At 64.0% G+C, this 22,014-nt stretch carries 20 protein-coding genes; 4 read left to right on the forward strand and 16 right to left on the reverse strand.

All coding sequences use genetic code 11. The features are described from left to right. Positions 1–105: 105 nt before the first annotated feature. The 3 genes from IVA96_RS26185 to IVA96_RS26195 form a co-directional block, all read right to left on the reverse strand. Positions 106–1,803: a GMC oxidoreductase gene (locus IVA96_RS26185; protein WP_247420162.1), complete on the reverse strand. Its 1,698-nt coding sequence runs from the start codon at positions 1,801–1,803 to the stop codon at positions 106–108. 111 nt (positions 1,804–1,914) lie between these two features. Continuing rightward, entirely contained in the window at positions 1,915–3,474 is a 1,560-nt protein-coding gene (locus IVA96_RS26190; RefSeq protein ID WP_247420166.1) for a carboxyl transferase domain-containing protein, read from the reverse strand. Next, positions 3,404–4,378 (reverse strand): helix-turn-helix domain-containing protein, encoded by a 975-nt coding sequence (locus IVA96_RS26195; RefSeq protein WP_247420168.1) that lies wholly within the window; start codon positions 4,376–4,378, stop codon positions 3,404–3,406. Before IVA96_RS26195 ends, IVA96_RS26190 begins: the two co-directional genes overlap by 71 nt. Before the next feature lie 94 nt (positions 4,379–4,472). Here IVA96_RS26195 and IVA96_RS26200 point away from each other — a divergent pair, with 94 nt between their 5' ends. From IVA96_RS26200 to glsA, 4 genes are all read left to right on the forward strand, one after another. Then, on the forward strand, positions 4,473–4,694 hold the full coding sequence (locus IVA96_RS26200) for a biotin/lipoyl-containing protein (protein WP_247276930.1): 222 nt from the start codon (positions 4,473–4,475) through the stop codon (positions 4,692–4,694). A 145-nt stretch (positions 4,695–4,839) separates the two neighbouring features. Next, positions 4,840–6,006, forward strand: coding sequence for a TAXI family TRAP transporter solute-binding subunit (locus IVA96_RS26205; protein ID WP_247420171.1), 1,167 nt, complete (start codon positions 4,840–4,842; stop codon positions 6,004–6,006). A 9-nt stretch (positions 6,007–6,015) separates the two neighbouring features. Continuing rightward, positions 6,016–8,091 (forward strand): TRAP transporter permease, encoded by a 2,076-nt coding sequence (locus IVA96_RS26210; protein WP_247420174.1) that lies wholly within the window; start codon positions 6,016–6,018, stop codon positions 8,089–8,091. A gap of 21 nt (positions 8,092–8,112) precedes the next feature. Next, positions 8,113–9,960 carry a glutaminase A gene (glsA, locus tag IVA96_RS26215; protein ID WP_247420176.1) on the forward strand — a complete coding sequence of 616 codons (1,848 nt, stop codon included), beginning with the start codon at positions 8,113–8,115 and terminating at the stop codon, positions 9,958–9,960. A 54-nt stretch (positions 9,961–10,014) separates the two neighbouring features. Here glsA and IVA96_RS26220 read toward each other — a convergent pair whose 3' ends face one another. From IVA96_RS26220 to IVA96_RS26280, 13 genes are all read right to left on the reverse strand, one after another. Further along, complete coding sequence (locus IVA96_RS26220) at positions 10,015–10,317, reverse strand: nucleoside triphosphate pyrophosphohydrolase family protein (RefSeq protein WP_247276979.1); 303 nt, start codon at positions 10,315–10,317, stop codon at positions 10,015–10,017. Positions 10,318–10,342: 25 nt separating this feature from the next. After that, positions 10,343–10,870 (reverse strand): carboxymuconolactone decarboxylase family protein, encoded by a 528-nt coding sequence (locus IVA96_RS26225; protein ID WP_247276926.1) that lies wholly within the window; start codon positions 10,868–10,870, stop codon positions 10,343–10,345. Positions 10,871–11,489: 619 nt separating this feature from the next. Continuing rightward, positions 11,490–11,849, reverse strand: coding sequence for an OB-fold domain-containing protein (locus IVA96_RS26230; RefSeq protein WP_247420179.1), 360 nt, complete (start codon positions 11,847–11,849; stop codon positions 11,490–11,492). Continuing rightward, positions 11,846–12,982: a thiolase family protein gene (locus tag IVA96_RS26235; RefSeq protein ID WP_247420181.1), complete on the reverse strand. Its 1,137-nt coding sequence runs from the start codon at positions 12,980–12,982 to the stop codon at positions 11,846–11,848. The genes IVA96_RS26230 and IVA96_RS26235 overlap by 4 nt, the downstream gene beginning before the upstream one ends. A gap of 129 nt (positions 12,983–13,111) precedes the next feature. Further along, positions 13,112–14,311 carry a CoA transferase gene (locus IVA96_RS26240; protein WP_247420182.1) on the reverse strand — a complete coding sequence of 400 codons (1,200 nt, stop codon included), beginning with the start codon at positions 14,309–14,311 and terminating at the stop codon, positions 13,112–13,114. Between the two features lie 122 nt (positions 14,312–14,433). Continuing rightward, on the reverse strand, positions 14,434–14,640 hold the full coding sequence (locus IVA96_RS26245) for a hypothetical protein (protein WP_247276922.1): 207 nt from the start codon (positions 14,638–14,640) through the stop codon (positions 14,434–14,436). Positions 14,641–14,761: 121 nt separating this feature from the next. Beyond that, the gene (locus IVA96_RS26250; RefSeq protein WP_247304470.1) at positions 14,762–15,931 is read right to left on the reverse strand and encodes an acetyl-CoA acetyltransferase; all 1,170 of its coding nucleotides are present in this window, start codon (positions 15,929–15,931) and stop codon (positions 14,762–14,764) included. Positions 15,932–15,989: 58 nt separating this feature from the next. After that, complete coding sequence (gene eda / locus IVA96_RS26255; RefSeq protein ID WP_247276920.1) at positions 15,990–16,640, reverse strand: bifunctional 4-hydroxy-2-oxoglutarate aldolase/2-dehydro-3-deoxy-phosphogluconate aldolase; 651 nt, start codon at positions 16,638–16,640, stop codon at positions 15,990–15,992. Between the two features lie 16 nt (positions 16,641–16,656). After that, positions 16,657–17,643 carry a sugar kinase gene (locus IVA96_RS26260; RefSeq protein WP_247420239.1) on the reverse strand — a complete coding sequence of 329 codons (987 nt, stop codon included), beginning with the start codon at positions 17,641–17,643 and terminating at the stop codon, positions 16,657–16,659. 23 nt (positions 17,644–17,666) lie between these two features. Further along, the gene (denD, locus tag IVA96_RS26265) at positions 17,667–18,653 is read right to left on the reverse strand and encodes a D-erythronate dehydrogenase (RefSeq protein WP_247276919.1); all 987 of its coding nucleotides are present in this window, start codon (positions 18,651–18,653) and stop codon (positions 17,667–17,669) included. A gap of 64 nt (positions 18,654–18,717) precedes the next feature. Beyond that, on the reverse strand, positions 18,718–19,653 hold the full coding sequence (locus IVA96_RS26270; protein WP_247420185.1) for a carbohydrate ABC transporter permease: 936 nt from the start codon (positions 19,651–19,653) through the stop codon (positions 18,718–18,720). Continuing rightward, positions 19,646–20,599: a sugar ABC transporter permease gene (locus IVA96_RS26275; RefSeq protein ID WP_247420187.1), complete on the reverse strand. Its 954-nt coding sequence runs from the start codon at positions 20,597–20,599 to the stop codon at positions 19,646–19,648. The genes IVA96_RS26270 and IVA96_RS26275 overlap by 8 nt, the downstream gene beginning before the upstream one ends. Positions 20,600–20,663: 64 nt before the next feature. Further along, a complete protein-coding gene (locus tag IVA96_RS26280) occupies positions 20,664–21,983 on the reverse strand; it encodes an ABC transporter substrate-binding protein (protein ID WP_247420188.1) in 1,320 nt (439 codons plus the stop codon). Between the last annotated feature and the right edge of the window lie 31 nt (positions 21,984–22,014).

A 22,014-nucleotide genomic window follows, 5' to 3' on the forward strand; every position in this document is an offset into this window, starting at 1 on the left:
ATGCCGCCCAGCAAGTCAAGCTTGCGGCATGCAACCGAGTCCCGTCCGCAACTGGAGCGTTGCGGAGGCACTTGATTGGCCAACGTCCGGTGCGCACCCTGCCGCTCACTGCATCATCGCCGCCGCGATCTTCTCCGCGGTCATTAATACCGGAAAATTGGTGTTGGCGCATGGCACCACCGGGAAGATCGACGCGTCGACGACGCGCAGGCCCTGCACGCCCTTGACGCGGCCCTGATTGTCGACCACTGCCATCGGATCGTCGTCCCGGCCCATGCGGCATGAGCACGAGGCATGCCACACGCCGATGGTCGCCTTGCGCACGAAAGCTTCCAGCGCCTCGTCGTCGTTCATCACCTGATCGAAGGTAAAACCCTCGACCACGAAATTGTCGATCATGTAGTGACGCAGCGCCGCCGGGCCGTCCATCAGAGCCGCGGCGATCGTGGTGAGAATCCTGTTCTTGGTATTGACCACGCCGATCTTGCGGACGCGGTCGGTATAGGCGGCCGGGAACGGCTTGTCAGTCACCTTCCTGACGACTTCGCTCATCTGCACCGCCGCCATCTTGCGGAAACCGCTTATGAGGCGATCGAGGTCGCGCCGGTCGGACAACAAATTGAACTCGACGATCGGCTCCGCTGAGGGATCGCGCGAGGCAAGCTTGACCTGCCCGGTCTCGGAATAGGTCTTGTTGACGAAGGTTAGGAGCGAGCCGATCTGCGCGCCGACCGCGTGCCAGGCCGATTTGCTGATGACGACGACGAACATGTCGCCTTTCGGCACGCCCGGCAGCCCGGAGGAATATCGCAGCCCAAGCTGCATGTGGCGCCTGGTGTGCTCGTTCATGCGCGCGCCGCGGCGAACGAAGGACGACAGCGAGATCGAGGGATGATCCATCAGGCGCTGGCCGACGCCTTGCAGCCCCATCAGCACGGGAATGCCCAGATCCTTGAGGTGACCGACCGGGCCGATGCCGGCGCGCAAGAGATGCGCCGGCGAATGGATGGCGCCGCTGGAGAGAATGATCTCGCGACCGCGAAATTCCTGCTCCCGTCCATCGATCACAGCTTTCACGCCGACGCATTGCGTGCCCTCGAACAGCAGCTCCCGAACCTGCGTGTTGGTGGAGATCGTGAGGTTGGCGCGTTTACGGGTGTCGCGATCGAGATAGCCCATCGCGGCCGAAACGCGCTGCTCGGTTTGGTTCGAATGCGTCACCGGGAAATAGCCGTCGACGAACTCGCCGTTCTGGTCCGGCACGAACTGATGGCCGGCCTGCTGGAAGGCCGCGGCGAAGGCCTGTGAATGCCGCGTCCAGTGCTCCCTCGGGATACGGCGGACCGGGATCCTGCCGTCCTTGCCGTGGTACGGTCCGTCGAAATCGAGGTCCCGCTCGACTTTCTTGAAGAAGGGCAGCACGTCGTTCCAGCTCCAGCCCTCGGCGCCCCGCGCCTGCCATTCGTCGTAATCGGTCGGCGCGCCGCGATTGGCCATCTGACCATTGATCGACGAGCCGCCGCCGAGCACGCGCGCCTGCTCGTATTTGCGTAAAGGAGGACGTTCCTCGTTCGGATTGTTGTGGCTGACAACTTGCGTCGTGACCTTGAGTTCGGTCCAGTGGAAGCGCGGATCGAAATAGGCAGTGCCCGGATAGCTGTCCCTGATCTCGGCCGGCTCGTTGCCGGGTGGTGTGTCCTGTCCGGCTTCGCACAGCAGGACCTTGCTGGCGCTCCTTGCGGAGAGCCGGTGGGCCAGCACGGACCCCGCCGAGCCGCCGCCCACGATAATGAAGTCATACACGATTGGCGCGTCCTCTCGTTTTTGCCGGGGAAGCGTAGCGCGTTCTTGTTTTGAGGTCACGCCATGGCTGCCGCGACAAGATTGTCGCGCAGTCGCGACGATGGCTGAAACTCACGGCCTGATCGAAAAGTTCTCCGGCGGCCCTGGCTTGCGCAGCGGCTCGGCGAGGCGCGCGAACTCGCACAGCAGCGACCGCGTCTTTCTGGGATCGATGATCTCCTCGACCCAGAATTTTTCGGCAGAGCGGAACGGCGAACGCAGTTTGTTGAGGCGCTCCTCGATCGCTTTCAGCTTCGCGGCCTTGTCCTCGGCCGCGTCGATATCGGCGCGGTAGGCGGCTTCGATGCCGCCCTCGAGCGGGAGCGAACCCCAATAGGCGGACGGCCAGGCGTAGCGGATCGAGAAACGATCGGCGGGCTGATGCACGACGCCGGCCACGCCGAAGGCGTTGCGCAGGATCATTGTGCACCAGGGCACGGTGGTCTGGTTGACTGCGGCCATGGCGCGGACGCCGTGGCGGATGGTGGCCGCCTTCTCGGCGTCGAGGCCGATCATGAAGCCCGGGCAGTCCATGAGATAGACGATCGGCAGGTGGAAGGTCTCGGCGAAGTCGACCCAGCGCACCACCTTCTGGCAGGCATCCGCCGTCCAGGAGCCGCCATAGTGAAAACTGTCGCTGGCGAGCAGCAGCACCGCCCTGCCCTCGAGCCGGGCAAGACCGACGATAACAGGCTTACCGAAGTTCTTTGCGACCTCGAAGAACGAGCCCGTGTCGACGACGGCGTCGATGATCGGGCGCATCTTATAGACCTGCTTGCGGTTGCGCGGCACCGCGTTCAGCAGCGCTTCCTCGGCGCGTTCCGGATCGTCGGTGCACGGCAAGGTCGGCGGCAGCTCGTACACCGAGGACGGCAGATAGGACAGGAAGCGCCGCGCGCAGGCAAACGCCTCCTCCTCGGTCTCGACCGCATGATCGACCGCACCGGCGCGAGTCTGGATGTCGGCGCCGCCAAGTTCTTCCTTCGAGAGGTCCTGCCCCAGCGCCTTCACCACCGGTGGGCCCGCAACGAACATCGCGGACTTTCGGGTCATGATGGAATAGTGGCTGGCGGCGAGACGCGCAGCACCGAGCCCCGCGACCGACCCGAGGCCGAGCGCGACGACCGGTACGCGCGACAAATTCTCCGTCGTGAAGCGATACCACCGCGTGCCACCGATGCCGCCCGGCAGATTGGCCGCGCCCTTGGTCTCGATGGTCTTGACCGAGCCGCCGCCGCCGGAGCCTTCGATGATGCGGATAATGGGCAGCCGGAAGTCGTGCGCCATTTCCTCCGCCATCAGCGGCTTGGCCGAGATCGACGCGTCCGCCGAGCCGCCGCGCACCGTGAAATCGTCGCCGACCACGACCACGGTGCGGCCGTCGACGCGTGCGCGACCGAACACGCAGTTCGCCGGCGTCAGCTTCTGCAACTCGCCGCTGGAATCGTACTCACCGATGCCGGAGACCGCACCGATTTCGTGAAAGCTGCCTTTGTCGATCAGTCCGCCGATTCGCTCCCGAACAGTCAGCCGGCCCTGGTCATGCTGTCGCTTGACCTTGTCAACGCCGCCCATCTCCCGCGCGAAGGCTTCGCGCCGGGCTAGCTCGTCGAGTTCCGGCTTCCAGTTCATTCACTCCCTCCGAGTTGATCGGCTTGTTCTTGTTATGCACGGCTATGGCGACCGGTCTACGCGAGATACGGTTGTTGAAGGCATCGCCCTCCGCGCCTTCCATCAGGCTGCCGAGCGAGCGGCCGAGCGCGAGCATCAACGGGGCGACTTCGTCATGCAGCCGTTGCTCGTCATACATTGCGGCCAAAAGACCGATCGTGACGACCACGAAGGTCTGATACTGCGGCGACCAGATCGGCACAGCGAGTCCGTTGATGTGCGGGCTCCAGAGGCCGCAGGCCACGACATAGCCGCGCTCGCGCAGCGATTGCCGGTTGGCCTCGATGCGGGGTTTGAGAATCTTCGCAGCCTCGGGCGCTTCCCGCTCCATGTCCGCAATGAAGGCGTCGCCCATCTCGGGCGCCAGCGCCGCAGTGTAGGCCGCGCCCGCGGCGGTCGAAGCCATCGAGATGCGGCTGCCGGTGCCCTCGTGCAGGCCGAGTGCGGTCGCTGAGCGCGCGAACTGGAGATAGACGAGATGGAAACGATCGGGAACGACGAAGCCGACCGTGCCCGGAACCTGCTCGGCGACTTCCTGAAGCCGCTGGCGGATCATGCTGCGCAGCTGCGCGCCCTTCATCATCGAAGCGCTCATCGCCACCGCGCTCGGGCCGATGCGATATTTCTGGTCGCGCGGCAGATACACAAGCTGGCCCATGCGGGTCAGCGTGTGCGTGAGCCGCGACACCGTCGAGCGCGGCAGGCCACAGCGATTTGAAATTTCGAGATTGCCAAGCCTGCTATCGTGGCCCTCGAAGCATCGCAGCACGTCGAACGCGCGCGATACCACCTGGATGACATCACCCTCACCGGCATCGCCGGCGAGCGCCCCTTGCCTACTCAACCGCTCCGAACGTCGTCCCATGATCCCTACCGTTTGTTCCGCTCTGCGGAATTAAATTCCACTTGCAGACGACGCTACCTCAGGCATTTTGCGACGACAACAAAAAGGCGATGGCATGCCAGAAATTAAAATCGTTACCGAAGTCGCGGGCCGTGTCTGCGCGACTCCCGTGCAAGTTGGAGGAACCGTCGCGGATGGCGATGACGTTGTGGTGGTCGAAGCCATGAAGATGGAGATACCGGTGCCATCGCCCGCGAGCGGCACGATCACATCGCTGCTGGTGAAGCTCGACGACGTCGTTGCCGAGGGACAGGCGATCGCGATTGTCGCGAGCTGACTGCATAATCCGTCACTTCCGCGACAATCTGTCAGTCTCATTGCGGCATTCGCGAGACGGCGTTGCCATCGCCTGATCCCGGTGACATGATCCGATTCAAGCAAAAAGTTTCTTCGCGGCAAACGCGAGGATGAAGGAGGGAAACATGCTTCGTGGGCTGCTCGTGCTCGCGCCTGCCTTGGTGGCGGGCATTTCTTTTGCGTCTACACGCTATGCGTTCGCCGAGGACATCAAGCTGCCGGCGACATTGACGTTCACCGCCTATGACACCGGCACTGCCGGCTTCAACATAGCAGTCGGCGTCGGCAAGATGATGAAGGACAAATACGGCACCGACGTGCGCGTGCTCCCCGCCGGCAACGACGTCGCCCGCCTCGCGCCGCTCCGCGCCAAGCGTGCGGCCTCCGCGGCGATGGGATCTGGCACCTATTTCGCGCAGGAAGGCGTATTCGAGTTCGGATCGAAGGAATGGGGACCGCAGCCGCTCCAGATCCTGCTCTCAACCGTCGACTGCAATTGCGGCTCGCTCGCCGTCGCCGCCGACACCGGCGTGAAGGAGCTGAAAGATCTCAGGGGCAAGCGTGTCGGCTTCGTCGTCGGCTCGCCGGCGCTGAACCAGAACTCGCTCGCAGTGCTCGCCTTCGCGGGGCTGACGCAGAAGGATGTCAAGGTGGTCGAGTTCGCCAGCTACGGCGCGATGTGGAAAGGCCTGATCAACAACGACGTCGATGCTGCCTTCGGCACCACCATCACCGGTCCTGCCAAGGAAGCCGAGACTTCGCCGCGCGGGCTGATCTGGCCGCCGCTCCCCGCCAAGGACAAGGAGGGCTGGGCGCGGATGCAGAAGGTCGGCTCGTTCTTCTTCCCGCAGCTTGCGACCTGCGGCGCCGGCATCTCGCCGGACAAGCCGGTCGAGCTCGGCAACTATCCCTATCCGATCTTCGTCGCCTATGCCTCGCAACCGGCCGATCAGGTCTATGCGATCACGAAGGCGATGATCGTGAACTACGACGCCTACAAGGATTCCGCGCCCGGCGCCGGCGGGCTTGCCGCCGACCGGCAAACCAAGAACTGGGTGGTGCCGGTGCATCCCGGCGCCGTGAAGGCGCTGAAGGAAGCCGGACAATGGACCGACGCGCAGGAAGCGCACAACAACAAGCTGATCAAGCGGCAAGAGGTACTTGGCGCAGCGTGGGCGGAGTACGGCAAATCCAATCCGCCATCGGATGACAAGGCGTTCCTCGACGGCTGGATGAAGGCCCGCGCCGCTGCGCTCGCCAAGGCCGACATGCCGAACGGCTTCGAGGATTAGAACAGGATCATGTCTTCTACCTCAGTCTCCACCGGCCCGCAGGACGAGGCCAAGCGGATCGTGTTCGACGATCCGCACGGCGCCGCCGGCAACATGCAGGAGGCGGAGGTCACGCGCGTGCGCACGTTGCGCGGCGCCTGGCGCTGGACGTTGGTGGTCGCGACGGCGGCAACCATCCTGCTCTGCATCAACCAGCAATTCTCGCTGCGCTTCTTCGTCGGCTACACCCAGCTCAACACCGAATATTTCTATCTCCTGATAGCGTTGATGCTGCCGTTCACCTTCTTGATCTTCCCTGGGACTGAACGCGCGCCGCTCGACCGGATTCCCTGGTACGATCTCGTCTTGTTCGTCGCGACCTTCGCGGCGGCGCTGATGCTAATGTCGAACGTACGCAAGGCGGCTGAGGCCGGCTGGGAGTTCGGCGGCGCGCCTAACGGCGTGATCGCGGCGGGCCTCGTGATGTGGGTGATGCTGATGGAGGCGCTGCGCCGCACCGGCGGCTGGAGCCTGCTGCTGAGCGTCCTGCCCTTCACCGTCTATCCGCTGTTCGCCGAGGCCGGCTGGCTCGGCCCGTTCCGCGGCACACAATCGACGCTCGAGCAAGCAACCGCCTACCACGTGCTCTCCGGCGAGAGCCTGCTCGGCATTCCCATTCAGGCTTTCGCCGACACCGTGATCGGCTTCCTGGTGTTCGGCACGGCGCTGATGATGACGGGGGCCGGAAAGTTCTTCATCAATCTCGCCTTCGCACTGTGCGGCACCTTCCGCGGCGGGGCGGCGAAAGTCTGCATCTTTGCCAGCGGCCTCCTCGGCATGATGTCGGGCTCCATCATCTCCAACGTGCTCACCGCCGGCACCATGACCATTCCTGTCATGAAGAAGAGCGGTTTTCGCGCGTCCTATGCCGGTGCGATCGAGGCCTGCGCCTCGACCGGCGCGGTGCTGGCGCCGCCGGTAATGGGCGCGACCGCCTTCGTGATCGCGCAGTTCCTTAATATCAGCTACGCCGATGTCGCGATCGCCGCGATCATTCCGGCGACGCTCTACTACATCGGCCTGTTCATGCAGGTCGACGCCTACGCCGCGCGCCACGGGCTGAAGGGGATTCCGCGCGCCGAGCTGCCCCGCATCATGGATACGATCAGGGAGGGCTGGTACTACGTCTTCGTCATCGCACTTTTGATCGTGATGCTGCTCTACTTCAAGCGCGAGAGCCACGCGCCGTTTTACGCCACCGCGCTACTGCTGGTGCTCAACCAATTCTTCTCGAAGGACACACGCTGGACGTTTGCGACCATCGGCAAATTCCTCGAGATCAACGGCCGCACCTTCGTCGAGTTGGTCGGCATTCTCGCCGGCTGCGGCCTGCTGATCGGCGCGTTCTCGATGACCGGCGTGGTGTCGAGCCTCGCCAACGACCTCCTGCACATTGCCGGCGACAATGCCTTCCTGCTGCTCGGCATGTGCGCGCTGACCAGCCTGATCCTCGGCCTCGGCCTGACGACGACAGCCTGCTACATTTTCCTCGCCATCCTGGTCGCGCCCGCGCTGGAGAAGCTCGGGCTCAATCGCATGGCTGTACACATGTTCATCTTCTATTGGGGCATGCTGTCGTCGATCACGCCGCCGGTCGCCATCGCCTCGTTCGCGGCCGCAGGCATCGCCGGCTCCCCGGCGATGAAGACAGGCTGGGAATCGATGTGGGTCGGCAGCATCATTTACTTCATCCCCTTCTTCTTCGTGCTCAATCCGGCGCTGGTGCTGCAAGGGCCAAGCCCATACCTCGCCGGCCTCGGCCTGATGGGGCTTGCCGCGTTCGGCACGCTGTTCATCTGCGGCGGCATCCAGGGCTACCAGCCCTTCGTCGGCGACCTTCGCGGCGCCGGCGCGCTGGAATGGCCGATCCGTGTCCTGCTGGTGATCGGCGGCTTCGTGGTCGCGACGCCCGGCGGCGGGATCATGCCGCTGTCGCAGATGCAGGTGACGCTGCTTGGCCTTGCGATCCTCGTGCCCACGACTTTGCTCGCGCTTCTCCTGGTTCGCCGGGACACCATCGTGCCGGACGGGTTGCGCGCGCCCTGATTGCGTTGCACAAGTGAGGCGATGAAGCCGCACTCGCCCGCCGCCTCCGCCTGGACCCGCTCGAAACCGCCCCTGCTGCGGTTTCTGAACAATTGCCTCAACGAATTCTCTGCCGAGACCTCAGGCAGCGTTGCCGACTACATCCCCGAGCTGAGCAAGGCCGACCCTGCCCATTTCGGCATCAGCCTTGCGACGCTGGACGGGCATGTCTACGAAGTCGGCAACAGCCGGGTGCCCTTCACCATCCAGTCGATGTCCAAACCGTTCGTGTTCGCACTGGCGCTGGATCTTTTGGGAGCAGGCAAGGTCGAGAGCGCGATCGGCGTCGAGCCCTCCGGCGATCCCTTCAACTCGATCCGGCTCAATTCGGAGAACCATCCGTTCAACCCGATGGTCAATGCCGGCGCAATCGCCTGCACAGGGCTGATCCACGACAGCAGGGGCGCGGGCGCTTTCGAGCAGATCCGCCTTGCGCTCAGCCGTTTCGCCGGACGCGATCTCGCTGTCGATGAGGCCGTCTATGCTTCGGAAAGCCAGACCGGCGACCGCAACCGGGCCATCGGCTATCTCCTCAAGACCAACGCCGTGATCTCCGACAACGTCGCGGCCGTGCTCGACGTCTATTTCCGGCAATGCGCCGTGCTGGTCACGGCGCGCGATATCGCGGTGATGGCGGCCACGCTCGCCAATCGCGGCATCAATCCGGTCACCGGCGAGCAGGTGCTGACGCCCTACGCGATCTCGCGCACGCTCTCCGTGATGACCTCCTCGGGCATGTACGATTATGCCGGCGAATGGATCTACCGGATCGGCATTCCCGCCAAAAGCGGTGTCGGCGGCGGCATCCTCGCCGCGCTCCCTGCCCGGCTCGGCCTCGGCAGCTATTCGCCCAAGCTCGACAAGCACGGCAACAGCGTGCGCGGCATCAAGGTTTGCGAGGCGCTGTCCTCGCATTACGATCTGCACATGCTCAACCGCAGCGACGACGCGCGCAACGCCGTCATCGCCGATTACGACATCGGCAGGAGCCCGTCGCGACGCGTGCGCCGGCCCCAGGAGCGCGAGATTCTTTCCGCGCATGAGCAGGAGGTGCGGGTCATCGAGCTGGTCGGAACACTGTCGCTGTCGGCCGTCGACTACGTCTCGCGCCGGCTCGCAGGCCGTCCGCGGCCGCAATTCGTGGTCTTCGATCTGCACCGCGTCACCTCCACCACGCGCGCCGGAGCGCGGCTAATCGCCGAAGCGTTCGAAGAGCTCGCCGCACTCAACGTCACCGTGGTGCTGTCGGGCGTCAGGCGCGCTTCCAAGGAATGGGACAGCTTACGGGAATGGACGGCGGAGCTGAAGAACGTCCGCGACTTCTACCTGCTCGACACCGCGATCGAATGGGCCGAAGACCAGATCGTCTACCGCTATGGCGGCTCGATCGACTTCCACGAGACCACCGAGCTTACCGAGCAGCCGCTGCTCGCGGGGCTGAGCGAGGACGAGCTGAGCGATCTCGCCGCAATCTGCACCGTCAGGACTTATCCGTCCGGCGCCAAAATCGTCACGACCGGCGATCCCGCCGATGCCGTGTTCTTCCTCCGCAGCGGCGCGGTCCACGTCACGCTGCCCGATGGCGTCAGGCTGGCAACGCTCACCGCAGGCATGGCCTTTGGCGAGATGGCGCTGCTGGAACCAACGCGGTCCGCCGACGTATTCGCCGACATGGCGGCGACCGCGTTCGAGGTGGCCTTGAAGGATTTCGAGCGCTTCCGCGAGCAGCACCCGCACGCCAGCGAGCGCATCATGCGCAATCTGGCGCAGCTATTGGCCGACCGCCTGATCGTGGCGAACGCGAAGGTGGATATTTTGACGTCGACGTAGCGCTGGGCGCGGTTCTTCACCTCTCCGCGACGGGGAGAGGTGATCCGAACCGGCTCAGCGGCTCGCGGCCTCGCTTAGGCGCCGGTTGATCCTGGCTGCGCTCGCCTTGAGCACGTCGGATGGCTGCTGGCCTGTGGCCGCACACAGGCAAGCCCAGTAGTAGACGACATCGCCGAGTTCATCGACGAGACCCGCCTGATCCAGCCAGCCGTCGCGGAGCAGCTTCTTGATGTGATCGGCGACCTCGCCGGCTTCGCCGGCAAGGCCGAGGCCGAGATAGGACAGCCGCTCGTTGGACGGATGCTCTTCGACTTTCCCAATGCGCGCGGCCCAGGCCGCATATTCATCGATCGTCATCGGCATCCCTCGCCGCTCCTAAGGATCAGCCCACCACTTCCGTGACCGGCTGAAGATCGATCTCGAAGGTTTCCAAAAACTTTGATGTCATGATGTAGAAGCCGACCGAGAGCTGGAGCTCGATCAGCGCGGCCGGTGTCAGCTTCGACGCGATCGCCTTGAAGGTCGCGTCCGTCGGTTTGTTCGATTTCACGATCTCGTCGGTGAACGCGAGCGCGGCGCGCTGCACCTCGTTGAAGCAACTCGCGGCCTGCCAATTCTCAAGCGCCTCGTTCTGCTCGTCGGTGACCCCGACATTCTTGCCGATGCGCTTGTGCGCTACGATCTCGTAGGGCGCCTCGCACAGAATGCCGGTGCGTGTGATTGCAAGCTCGCGCACCACCGGATCGAGCTCACCTTTGTGGCGGATGGCGCCTCCCAAGCGGCAATACTGCTCGAAATAGCTCGGCGAGTGCGCCATCATGCGGAAAATGTTGGCGTTGCGATTCTTGTCGAGGATTTCGCGGGTGCGGTCGGAGGCCTTGGACGGGTCGCTGTAATTGATGCGGGCCATGATTTTCCTGAAGTCTTCTCGGAGATTTTGATGCTTTTTGTCGTTGCCGGCGAGAGCTCCCCGAAACTCTATTCTTGCGCTGACGCAGGAGCAACATCATCGAGTCAAATTGCCGCCGCATTGCTGATCGACCTTGACACAGTCGATATTCGCCGCGTGGGGACAGATCGCGGCGGATACTCGTAAGTGGGGTGTTCCGAGTAAAACAATTGGCCGTCGGGTGCGCTAGCCGCACAACGATGAGTCACGCCCAAGTCTAGGGAGAAAAAGGCATGAAGGAAGCCACCAAGGGGGCAGCCTCGGGAGCGCTCGCGCATATGCTGGCGGTGACGGCCATGCTCGTCATCGCCAGCATCTTGTTCTACGGGCGTTAGAGCATGATCCGGAAAAGTGTGTAGCGCTTTTTCGTCGCGACAAACGCGGAACGCGTTTGCGCGGAGATCATGCTCGAACAATAACCTAAAGCGCGATGACGATTTATCCTAATCTCATCGCGCTTTAGTCGGAGGTTTAGAGTTTTCGTCATTCCGGGGTGGCGCCTCGCACAGCGCCAGGCCCAGAATCCCGTTCCAGGCCCGGTCCTTTGGACCGCCCCCGAATGACGAATCCCGCTACTCTCTCACACCTCTTTGGTGAAGAACGGCACGAGCTTGCCTGCAAAGAGCCTGAAGCTCGCAGTGACGGAATCGCCGATGGCAAGCCCGGTCTCGCCATGCGCCATCAGGCGAAAACCCTCATCGCAATCGACCAGCAGGATGTTGTAGGGCACGTGCGCGCGCGTCTCGGGCGTCGCAGCGCGGCAGACCAGCGAGGTCGCATAGACCCTGCCCTTGCCGCTGGCGCGCTCCTCGTGCGCGTTGGACACGCCGCAGGCGGCGCAGAAGGCGCGTTGGAAATACTGCACATGGCCGCAGGCGGCGCAGGTTTGATAGGTGATAGCCTGTTCGCCCCTGGTCCAGTCGCCCAGACGCTCGCTCATCGCACCCGCTCCAGGAACATGCTCACATGGGACGACAGCACGCCGCCGTCGCCGTGCAAGAGCGCGATCGAGGCATCGCGCACCTGCCGATTCGCCGCCCGTCCCGTCATCTGCAGATGCGTCTCGACCAGATGCGCCATGGCGCCGCCGACGCCGCAATGGCCGTAGCTGAGCAGGCCGCCATGGGTGTTCAGCGGCATCGCGCCGTCGCGGTTGAAATGGCCCGATCGTACACGGGCTGCAGCCTCGCCGCGGCCGGCGAGGCCGAGGTCCTCCAGCAGCATCGCGAGCGTGATCGTAAAGCTGTCGTAGATGGCGGCGTAGCGCACGTCCGAGATCGCAATGCCCGTCGCCTCCTTGGCGCGCGCGATCGATATTTCCGCGCCGAGTTCGCTGAGGCCGGGTGCGGCCGTGACATGCTGATGGGTGTGGGCCTGCGCGCAGCCACGGATGCGCGCGCCCGCCTCCCCGGTCCGCTCGCCGCTAACGATGAATGCAGCGCCGCCGTCGGACACCGGACAGCAGTCGAGCAGCTTCAGCGGCATCGCCACCGGTTTCGAGGCCATGACGTCGGCGACCGTGATGGGATCATGGAATTGCGCGCTAGGATGGGTGCACGCATGCTTACGCATCAGCACCGCGAACTCGGCGAGATCCTCTTCGGTCACGCTGTATTCGTGCATATAGCGGGTGGCGACCAGCCCATAATAGGCGGGAATGGTCGGGCCAAGCGGCACCTCGTAATCGGGATGGCCGACCTGCGCCAGCGCCTGAATCGAGGCGTCGCGGCTCTGGCCCGTAAGGCGGTTCTCGCCGGCGACCACGAGCACGTGGCGCGCGAGGCCTGCCTCGACGAGGTGATGTGCGAGCATCGTCATCGCGAGACCCGTGGCGCCGCCAACCTGAACGGCGTGGGCGTAAGCGGGGCGGATGCCAAAATGCTCGGCGAAGACGGTCGCTAGCATGATGTGCGGCGAGACGGTGGAGTAGCCGCAGAGGATGCCGTCGATCTCGGCGCGCTTGAGCCCGGCATCGTCGAGCGCAGCTTGCGCAGCCTTGCTCATCAAGTCGAGCGAGGATGAACCTTCGTGCTTGCCGTAAGGTGTGAGGCCGACGCCGGTGATGAAGCTCATGGGTCTCACTTATCCTCTTCGTTATTCCGGGGCGGTCCGAAGGGCCGAACCCGGAAGCTCGAGGATCCGGGTTCTCGCTTCGCGAGCCCCGGAATGACGGATGAGAGAGCCGTGGTCATCGTCGTTTCCCTACTCCGGCGCCGATCCGGTGACGCCATCGCGGATCATGGCAGCGATCTCGTCGGCGGAATAACCGATCTCGCGCAAAATTTCCGCGCCATGCTCGTTGAGCCGCGGCGCGAGCCGAACCGGCACCGCCTCGGTCTCCGACCAGGTGGCCGTCACCTTCATGCTGCGGATCGGCCCCTCGGTCGGATGGTTCACGACCGGGAAGAAATTCGTCGCTTCCAGGTGTGGATCGTGCAGGATCGATGCGAGGTCGTGCATCGGCATCACCGGCACGTCGGCCTTGGTCAACAGGTCGATCCATTCGGCCGTGGTGCGCGTCTCAAAAATGCGCGCGAGCTCGGCATAGACGACGTCGATATTGGCAGCGCGGCCGGCGAAGGTTGCGAATTTGGGATCGGCGCGTAGATCGTCGCGCCCCGTCGCCTCAAAGAAGTTCTCCCACTGCTTGTCGTTGTAGACGATGACGCTGAGATAGCCGTCTGAAGTCTTGTAAGGCCTACGGTCGCGCGAGAGATGGCGGGCGTAGCCGCCCTTGTCGAGCGGCGGCTCATAGGTGAGCCCGCCCATGTGATCGCCCATGACGAACCCGGCCATGGTTTCAAACATCGGGATGTCAACGCGCTGGCCGCTGCCGGTGCGGTCGCGATGCACGAGGCTGGCGCAGATCGCGCCCACCGCGGTGAGGCCGACGATGCGATCGACCAGCGCGTTGGGCACGTAGCGCGGGACGCCGTCGCCGGTCTGCGCCATCAGCGCCGGCAGCCCGGTCGCTCCCTGAATCAGATCGTCATAGGCGGGTTTTGCGGCATAGGGCCCGTCCTGGCCGAAGCCGAAAACGCCGGCATAGACGAGACGTGGATTGATCTCGGAAACGACATCGTAGCCGAGCTGAAGCCGCGCCATCGCCTGCGGCCGGACATTGTAGACGAGAACGTCGGCGCCCCGAAGCAACCGCAGCACGGCATCGCGCCCCGCAGGCTTCTTCAGATCGAGGCAGATCGAGCGCTTGCTGCGGTTGGTGTTGAGGAACACCGGGCCCATGCCGGCGTGCCGCATCGGGCCGATCAGCCGGGTGACGTCCCCGTCGAGCGATTCCACCTTGACGACGTCGGCGCCGTAGTCGCCGAGCATCTGGGTTGCATAAGGCCCCATCAGCACGGTGGTCATGTCGATGACCTTGATGCCCTTCAGCGGCCCCATCGCTTGCTCCCCATTGCCCAGGGCTCAAACGCCCTGCGATGTCGGTTCAGCTAACGGCAGCGCCGTCGCTCGCGCAAGGGCAACCGGCGTATGGCGGCATGCATCCGCGGCGATATCGCCCGCTATTTCTTCTGGCGGGATTCGCGGATCTTGATGAGACGGTCGAGTTCGTCGTTCTGCTGATTGATGCGGTCGGCGATCCGCGACTCGTTCTGCTCACCCGAGGCGGCAGCGGCCTGCTCGATGAGCTGGCGGATATTGTCCTCGAGGATCGCGATGCGATGGTTCAGTGCGTCCATCGACAGCGAGTCTTCGTAGTCATTGCTCATGATGCATTTCCTGCAAAGTCAATCAGGAGCCGTAGGGTGGGCAAAGCGTAGCATGCCCACCATCATCTAGCGCAAGAAAGCAGGTGGGCGTAGGCGCCTTTGCCCACCTTCAGGACTGAGCTTACTTCAACGGCTCCAGCACGGAAACGTAATTGGCGACCGCCGCACCGCCCATGTTGAAGATCCCGCCGAGTTTTGCGTTTTTGAGCTGCATGCCCTCGGGCGCCTGTCCCGCGAGCTGCATCGCGGTCATTACATGCATGGAGACGCCGGTGGCCCCGATCGGATGGCCCTTGGCCTTCAGGCCGCCGGACGGATTGACCGGCAGCTTGCCGTCCTTCAGCGTCCAGCCCTCCTTGATCGCGCGAGCACCCTGCCCCTTCGGCGTCAGGCCCATCGCTTCGTACTCGATCAGCTCGGCGACCGTGAAACAGTCATGGGTCTCGACGAAGGAGAGATCGGAGAGCGTCACGCCCGCCTTTTCCAACGCGCGCTGCCAGGCGACGGTGCAGCCCTCGAACTGGAGGATGTCGCGCTTGCTCATCGGCAGGAAGTCCTGGGCGTGAGCGGTGGCGCGGAAGCCGATCGACTTGCTCATGCTCTTGGCGGTCTCGGCATCGGCCAGCACCAGCGCCGCGGCGCCGTCGGAGACCAGCGAGCAGTCTGTGCGCTTCAGGGGACCGGCGACATAGGGGTTCTTCTCGCTCTCGGCGCGGCAGAAGTCGAAGCCAAAATCCTTGCGCATCTGGGCGAAGGGATTGGCGACGCCGTTCTTGTGGTTCTTGGCCGCGATCAGCGCCAGCGCATCCGACTGGTCGCCGTATTTCTGGAAATAGGAGCTCGCGATCTTGCCGAACACGCCGGCGAAGCCGCCGACCGTGTCGCCGTCCTCGGGCAGGTAAGACGCCTTGAGCAGGTTCTTGCCAATCTCGGGCCCCGGCGTGCGCGTCATCTGCTCGACGCCGACGACCAGCACGATCTTGGCGGCGCCTGCGGCAATCGCGCGCAGGCCCTGGTGCACGGCGGCCGAGCCGGTTGCGCAGGCGTTCTCGACGCGGGTCGCCGGCTTGAAGCGCAGCTTCGGGTCGGCCTGGAGCACCAGCGAGGCGGTGAAATCCTGCGGCGAGAAGCCGGCGTTGAAATGGCCGAGCACGATCTCGTCGACATCGCCAGCCGAAATGCCGGCATCCGCCAGCGCCTCGTTGGCGACGCGGGTGACGAGGCTTTCAACGGTTTCGGTATCGAACTTGCCGAACGGCGTATGCGCCCATCCGACGATGCTGGCGGTCATGGTCATTTCTCCCTGGGGCTCTTCCTGAGCTAAGTCTTAGCCCAGGGATGGCAAGACTTCACGCGGCTTTCAGGGCCTTGAGGGTGCGCTGGCAGATGGCAGTTATGCCAGCCCAGTTCCCCGCCCGGATTTCGGCCGTCGGGCACAGCCAGGAACCGCCAACGGCGACCACGTTGGGCTCGGCGAGCCAGGTCGCCGCATTGGCCTCACTGATGCCGCCGGTGGGGCAGAACCGCACGCTCGGGAACGGCCCGCCGAGGGCGCGAAGGCCCTTGATGCCGCCGGCCTGCTCGGCCGGGAAGAATTTGGCGACGTCGAAGCCATGGGCCAGCGCCATCATCAGCTCGGAGGCGGTCGCGATGCCCGGCGCGAACGGCAGGGCGCTGTCGGCAGCGGCCTTCAGGAGGTCGGGGGTCAAACCCGGGCTGATGCCGAACTTGACGCCGAGCTTCTCGACGCGGGTGAAGTCGGCCGGATTGAGAATTGTGCCAATGCCGACGAGCGCCTCGGGGACCTCAGACATCATCGCCCTCGCTGCCTCGATCGCAACAGGAGTGCGCAGGGTCACCTCCAGCGTGCGGACGCCGCCGGCAACCAGCGCACGCGCCAGCGGCACCGCATCCTGGATACGCTCGATGGTGAGGACGGGAATGACGGTCGCCGCCTTGAACAGCGCGACAAGGTGATTTTGTTGGGCACTCGTGGTCATCGTTGTGGTCGCTTCTTCACTTGGTCGCCTGGCGAGAGGCCGCCGGCCGGTGCCGCTTCTTCGGCGGCATGGCATAGCCCGGAATGATGGCGCCAGGATAGCAGATCACGAGGCTGGCGAGGCGATGCCCGGCCTGGGCGGCCTCGACCGGCTCCGAGCCGGCGAGCCGGGCGGCGATATAGGCCGCGGCAAAGCTGTCGCCGGCGGCCGTGGTGTCCACCACCGGCTTGGTCATGGGCTCGGCGCGGACCTCGTTGGTGCCGCCGGGAAAGCGCAGGAGGCTCACCGGCTCGGCGAGGCGGAATACCAGCTCCGGAGCAGGGATGCGGGCGATCAGCTGCTGGTGGCTTTCGCCAGGGTAGAGCGCGAGCAGGTCCTCGATCGAGGTCAGCACGATGTCGGCGGCCGCGAAGGCCGTGGCAAACACCTCGCGCGCGACATCGCGGTCCGGCCAGCCGCGCGCGCGAAAATTGGTGTCGAACACGAAGCGGGTGCCGAGCAGGCGCGCGCGCTTGATCGCCGCGAACAGGCGCTCGCGTCCGGGCGCGTCGTAGATCGAGAGCGTGATCGCGGAGAGATAGACGATGTCGTAGCTCATCAGCGAGTTGAGCAGCTCGTCGGTCTCCGGCAAATTCATCAGCTGCCGCGCCGCCGCGCTATCGCGCCAGTGGAAGAACTGGCGCTCGCCCTTTGCATCCAGCTGGATCATGTAGAGACCGGGCAGCTTGCCCGGCAACCGCACGACGCGCCGCGTACCGACGCCCTCGGTAGTCCAGGCTGCGACCATCTCATCGCTTAGGGCATCATCGCCGAGCGCGGTGAGATAGTCGACCTTCACCTCGAGCCGCGCCAAGTACACCGCCGTGTTCAGGGTGTCGCCGCCGAAGCCGCGCGAGTACAGGCCGCCGCCCTGCCCTTGCGCCGCGGACGATCCGGTCGAATGTCCGCCCTGGGCCTGCCGGAGCTCGACCATGCATTCGCCGATGCAAGCAACGCTCGCCATCATATGACCCGCTCAGTGCGCGATCAGGCGACGAAATTGCCGCCGAGCTCGTCTTCGATGTGAATGCGGATGATGTCGTCGAAATTCTTCTCGGCGGTGGTGAAGCCGAGCTCGCGCGCGCGCTTCGCATCGAAATTGCGCGGCCAGCCGCCGACGATGCCGACGATGAAGGGATCGGGCTCGCGCTTGATGCGCGCGGCGACCTTCTCGCCCGCAACGCGCTTCAAGGCCGCGATCTGCTCGCCGACTGTCGCGGACAGGCCCGGCATGGTCAGATTGCGGCGTGGGCCGACCGTGGCGAGATCCATGGTGCCGGCGTGGAGCAGGAAGCCGACCGCGGAGCGTGGCGTCGCGTGCCAGTGACGGACGTCCTCGGACACCGGGAGGATCGCTTCCTTGCCGGCGAGCGGCTCGCGCAGGATGTTGGAGAAGAAGCCCGATGCCGCCTTGTTCGGCAGGCCCGGGCGGATGCAGATGGTCGGCAGGCGGATGCCGATGCCGTCGAGGAAACCGCGGCGCGAATAGTCGGCGAGCAGGAGTTCGCCGATCGCCTTCTGGGTGCCGTAGCTGAGCAGCGGCGTGTGGAAGAATTCGTCGCCGATCGCATCGGGGAACGGCGCGCCGAACACCGCGATCGAGGACGTGAACACCACGCGCGGCTTGTAGCCACCGCCAACGAGGCGGATGGCATCGAGCAGCATCCGCGTGCCGTCGAGATTGATGCGGTAGCCCTTCTCGAAGTCGAGCTCGGCTTCGCCGGAGACGATCGCGGCAAGATGGAAGATCACATCGGGACGGCCGGCGATCAGCTTCTCGGCTGCGCCCGGCACGGCGAAATCGCCGGACACGGTCTCGACGGGGAAGCCGGCCCGCTCCGGCTTCTTCGGCTCGACCACGTCGTGCATGGTCAATTTCGTGATGTCGCTCTTGCCGAGCCGGCCGTCGCGCAGCAGCCGTTCACAGAGTTTGCGGCCGACCATACCGGCGGCGCCCAGAACCAGAATGTGCAAGAGCCTACTCCTTCTTATTGGCCGGAGCGCGCCGCTCCCAACGCGTCCTCGGCAAGCCCCGCGATCATTCCTTCACGGCGCCGGTCATCGCCGACACATAATGCTCCACGAAGAAGGCGTAAAGGATGACGAGCGGCAGCGAGCCGGCCAATGCTCCCGCCATCAGCGAACCCCAGCGGTAGATGTCACCATCGACGAACTCGTTGACGATCGCGACCGGCACCGTCTTGTTGCTGGTCGACTGCAGGAACGTCAGGGCGTAAATGAACTCATTCCAGCACAGCGTGAAACAGAAGATGAAGGCCGAGATCAGGCCGGGGATTGCGAGCGGCACGACGATCTTGATCAGGATCTGCCAGCGGCTCGCTCCGTCGATCAGCGCGCATTCCTCGAGCTCGAACGGGATGGTCTTGAAATAGCCCATCAACAGCCAGGTCGAGAACGGGATCAGTATCGTCGGATAGGTCAGGATCAGCGCCAGCGGCGAGTCGAAAAGGCCGTACTGATACACGACGGTGGCGAGCGGAATGAACAGGATCGACGGCGGCACGAGATAGGCGAGGAAGATCAGCCCCCCAACGAGATTGGCACCCTTGTAGCGCAACCGCACGATCGCGTAGGCCGCGAACACCGATGCGACGATCGAAAGCACCGTGGCGCAGATCGCCACGTACATCGTGTTCCAGAGCCAGTACGGATAGTAGCTCTCGAACAGCAGCTTGTGGAAGTGCTTGAACGTAGGGTTCCAGGTCCAAAACGGATTGTACCTGTCGAGGTCAAGCAGCTGCTCGTCGGGCTTCACCGACGTCAGCGCCATCCAGTAGAACGGGAACAGGAGGACGACGACGATGATCGCCAGCGGCAGATAGAGCGTCACCAGACGGCGCGGCACCGACTGCAGATAGCTCATGCCTTCGCTGTGATCATCCTTCGCGACTGTCGGCGCCGAGCCATGCAGCACGGCCTTGAGATCGATCCGCGAGGTGGGGAGATCAGTCATTGCTTTCCCCTTGCTGCCACTTGCGACGCTGCAAGCCGAACCAGGAAACCATGATCGCAGCGAGCAGGAATGGAATCATGGCGCTTGAGATCGCGGCCCCCTCGCCCAGCTGCCCGGCGATGATCGCGCGCTGATAGGACAAGGTTGCCATCAGGTGGGTGGCGTTGACCGGGCCGCCGCGAGTCATCGCCCAGATCAGCTGGAAATCGGTGAAGGTGAAGAGCACGGAGAAGGTCATCACGACAGCGATGATCGGCGTCAGCAGCGGATAGGTGATGTACCGGAAATTCTGCCAACGCGTGGCACCGTCGAGCGTTGCTGCTTCATACAGCGACGGCGAGACGGTCTGCAGGCCAGCGAGCAGCGTGATCGCCACGAACGGCACGCCGCGCCAGATATTGGCGAAGATCACGCAAATACGCGCCCAGGTCGTGTCGCCCAGGAAATTGATGTTCTGGCTGATCAGGCCGAGATGCTTCAGCGACCAGGAGATGATCGAGAATTGCGAGTCGAAGATCCACCAAAAGGCGAGTGCCGAGAGCACCGTCGGAACGATGAAGGGGATGAGCACCATCGCGCGCAGCATCGCCTTGAAGGGCATGTGCTCGTTGAGCAGCAGCGCCAGATAGAGTCCGACCGCGAATTTGAGAGCGCTGGCGAGAAAGGTGTAGAGCAGCGTATTGAACACCGAGAGCCAGAAGATCGAATCGTCCCAGAGCCACTCGTAGTTCTCGGTGCCGATGAAGTGCCCGACCCTGCCGATGCGCGTGTCCGTGAAGGACAGCCAGATGCCGAGCCCCAGCGGATAGGCCAGGAAGAAGATCAGGAACGCCATGGCCGGCACCATGAACCAGAAGCCGAGCCAATTTCGATTGTGTTTGAGCTGGGTCCAGGCGCTAGCCTCGCTCATCTGAGGCTTGGCCCGGGGAATTGCGACATCAGCCATGCCCGATATCCCTGATCGAAATGTTGACGAGCGGGCGGCCGGACGGCCGCCCGCTCCGTGACCCTCAGCGATAGATGCGCTTCAGCTGGCGCTCGGCTTCCGCCATCGCGCCCTTCGCATCCTTGGCGCCGGTGCAGTAATTGGCGAACATGTCGACGACGATGAAATCGGCGATCGCGGTCGCCGCCTTCTCGCCGACCGTGCCGATGCCGGACGCCGGCAGCGTGCGCTTGGAGGCCTGCGAGAACACGGCGTTCTTCGGATCTGCCGTCCAGATCGGTGCGGACTCATAGGCGTTCAAGGTCTGGGTCAGATAGCCTTGCGCGCCATCCAGCCACTTCTCGTAGTTCTCCTTCTCCAGCATGAAGGCGACGAACGCCTTCGCCGCATTCGGATATTTGGTGAAGTTGAAGGCGAGGATCGGCAGCGCCAGCTGCAGCTCGGTCGGCTTGCCGACCGGACCAACCGGCCAGAGGGCATGATAGGTATCCGCGGCAAGCTCTTTCTTGGTCGCATCGGTCTTGGCGGCCACGTAGATCGAGATGCCGTTCGCCGTGCAATAGAGCTCGCCGGCAAGGAACGCCTTGTTGTTGGAGGAATCGTTCCAGGACGGGGTGCCCGGGATGAAGTTCTCGTACAGCGCCTTGCAATATTCCAGCGCCTTCGCCGTCTCCGGCGAATTGATGATGATCTTGTCGTTCTGATCGACGGTGTAGGCGCCGTGCCCCCACAGCACCCAATGCAGCCACGAATTGCCGTCGCCCGAGGCATGCCCGAGGGCGAAGCCGGCCGGCGTGTTGTTCGCCTTCAGCGCCTTGCACATTTCGAGGAAGCCGGGGAAGTCCGTCGGAAACTCCTTGAAGCCCGCCTTGTCGAGCGCCGACTTGCGGTAGGTCATGTAACCGCCGTTGGTCGCCACGGGAATGCCGAGCCAATCGTCGCCGAGCTTGCAAGTCTTGGCGGCCGCATCGGTCCAGCCGCCATACTTCTTGCCGAGATACTCGGCGACGTCGTTCATCTTCAGCACTTTGGTGGGGAACAGCTGCGGCAGCGTGTGCAAGCCCCAGGCGAGATCGAGCCCTGAGCCGGTATTGGCCGCAACCGATGCCTTCGGCTGCACGTCCTCGAAGGATTCGCTGAATACGTTCATCTCGGTGCCGGTCGCAGCCTTGAACGCCGCAACCATCGCGTTGAACGCATCGTCCTCCTGCGGCACGAAGCGCTTCCACCGCATCACGGTCAGCTTGGCACCGGGCTCCGCCTTCCAGAGCGCGCTCTGCGCCCAGGCCTTGGCGAAATCGAACAGTGCCGGCCCGGTCAGCATGCCGGTCGCAGCCAGAGCCGTTCCGCCTTGAAGCAGAGTCCGGCGGGTAAAGTCTTGCATATCGTCCTCCCTGTGATGCTTTTTCTTGTCT

It is taken from the genome of Bradyrhizobium sp. 159 (genome assembly GCF_023073795.1).
Taxonomy (GTDB): Bacteria; Pseudomonadota; Alphaproteobacteria; order Rhizobiales; family Xanthobacteraceae; genus Bradyrhizobium.

Coding starts and splice junctions, on each gene's coding strand:
- IVA96_RS26190 (WP_247420166.1), bottom strand. CDS start 3,474: ATGAACTGGAAGCCGGAACTCGACGAGCTAGCCCGGCGCGAAGCCTTC.
- IVA96_RS26195 (WP_247420168.1), bottom strand. CDS start 4,378: ATGGGACGACGTTCGGAGCGGTTGAGTAGGCAAGGGGCGCTCGCCGGC.
- IVA96_RS26200 (WP_247276930.1), top strand. CDS start 4,473: ATGCCAGAAATTAAAATCGTTACCGAAGTCGCGGGCCGTGTCTGCGCG.
- IVA96_RS26205 (WP_247420171.1), top strand. CDS start 4,840: ATGCTTCGTGGGCTGCTCGTGCTCGCGCCTGCCTTGGTGGCGGGCATT.
- IVA96_RS26210 (WP_247420174.1), top strand. CDS start 6,016: ATGTCTTCTACCTCAGTCTCCACCGGCCCGCAGGACGAGGCCAAGCGG.
- glsA (WP_247420176.1), top strand. CDS start 8,113: ATGAAGCCGCACTCGCCCGCCGCCTCCGCCTGGACCCGCTCGAAACCG.
- IVA96_RS26220 (WP_247276979.1), bottom strand. CDS start 10,317: ATGACGATCGATGAATATGCGGCCTGGGCCGCGCGCATTGGGAAAGTC.
- IVA96_RS26225 (WP_247276926.1), bottom strand. CDS start 10,870: ATGGCCCGCATCAATTACAGCGACCCGTCCAAGGCCTCCGACCGCACC.
- IVA96_RS26230 (WP_247420179.1), bottom strand. CDS start 11,849: ATGAGCGAGCGTCTGGGCGACTGGACCAGGGGCGAACAGGCTATCACC.
- IVA96_RS26235 (WP_247420181.1), bottom strand. CDS start 12,982: ATGAGCTTCATCACCGGCGTCGGCCTCACACCTTACGGCAAGCACGAA.
- IVA96_RS26240 (WP_247420182.1), bottom strand. CDS start 14,311: ATGGGGCCGCTGAAGGGCATCAAGGTCATCGACATGACCACCGTGCTG.
- IVA96_RS26245 (WP_247276922.1), bottom strand. CDS start 14,640: ATGAGCAATGACTACGAAGACTCGCTGTCGATGGACGCACTGAACCAT.
- IVA96_RS26250 (WP_247304470.1), bottom strand. CDS start 15,931: ATGACCGCCAGCATCGTCGGATGGGCGCATACGCCGTTCGGCAAGTTC.
- eda (WP_247276920.1), bottom strand. CDS start 16,640: ATGACCACGAGTGCCCAACAAAATCACCTTGTCGCGCTGTTCAAGGCG.
- IVA96_RS26260 (WP_247420239.1), bottom strand. CDS start 17,643: ATGGCGAGCGTTGCTTGCATCGGCGAATGCATGGTCGAGCTCCGGCAG.
- IVA96_RS26270 (WP_247420185.1), bottom strand. CDS start 19,653: ATGACTGATCTCCCCACCTCGCGGATCGATCTCAAGGCCGTGCTGCAT.
- IVA96_RS26275 (WP_247420187.1), bottom strand. CDS start 20,599: ATGGCTGATGTCGCAATTCCCCGGGCCAAGCCTCAGATGAGCGAGGCT.
- IVA96_RS26280 (WP_247420188.1), bottom strand. CDS start 21,983: ATGCAAGACTTTACCCGCCGGACTCTGCTTCAAGGCGGAACGGCTCTG.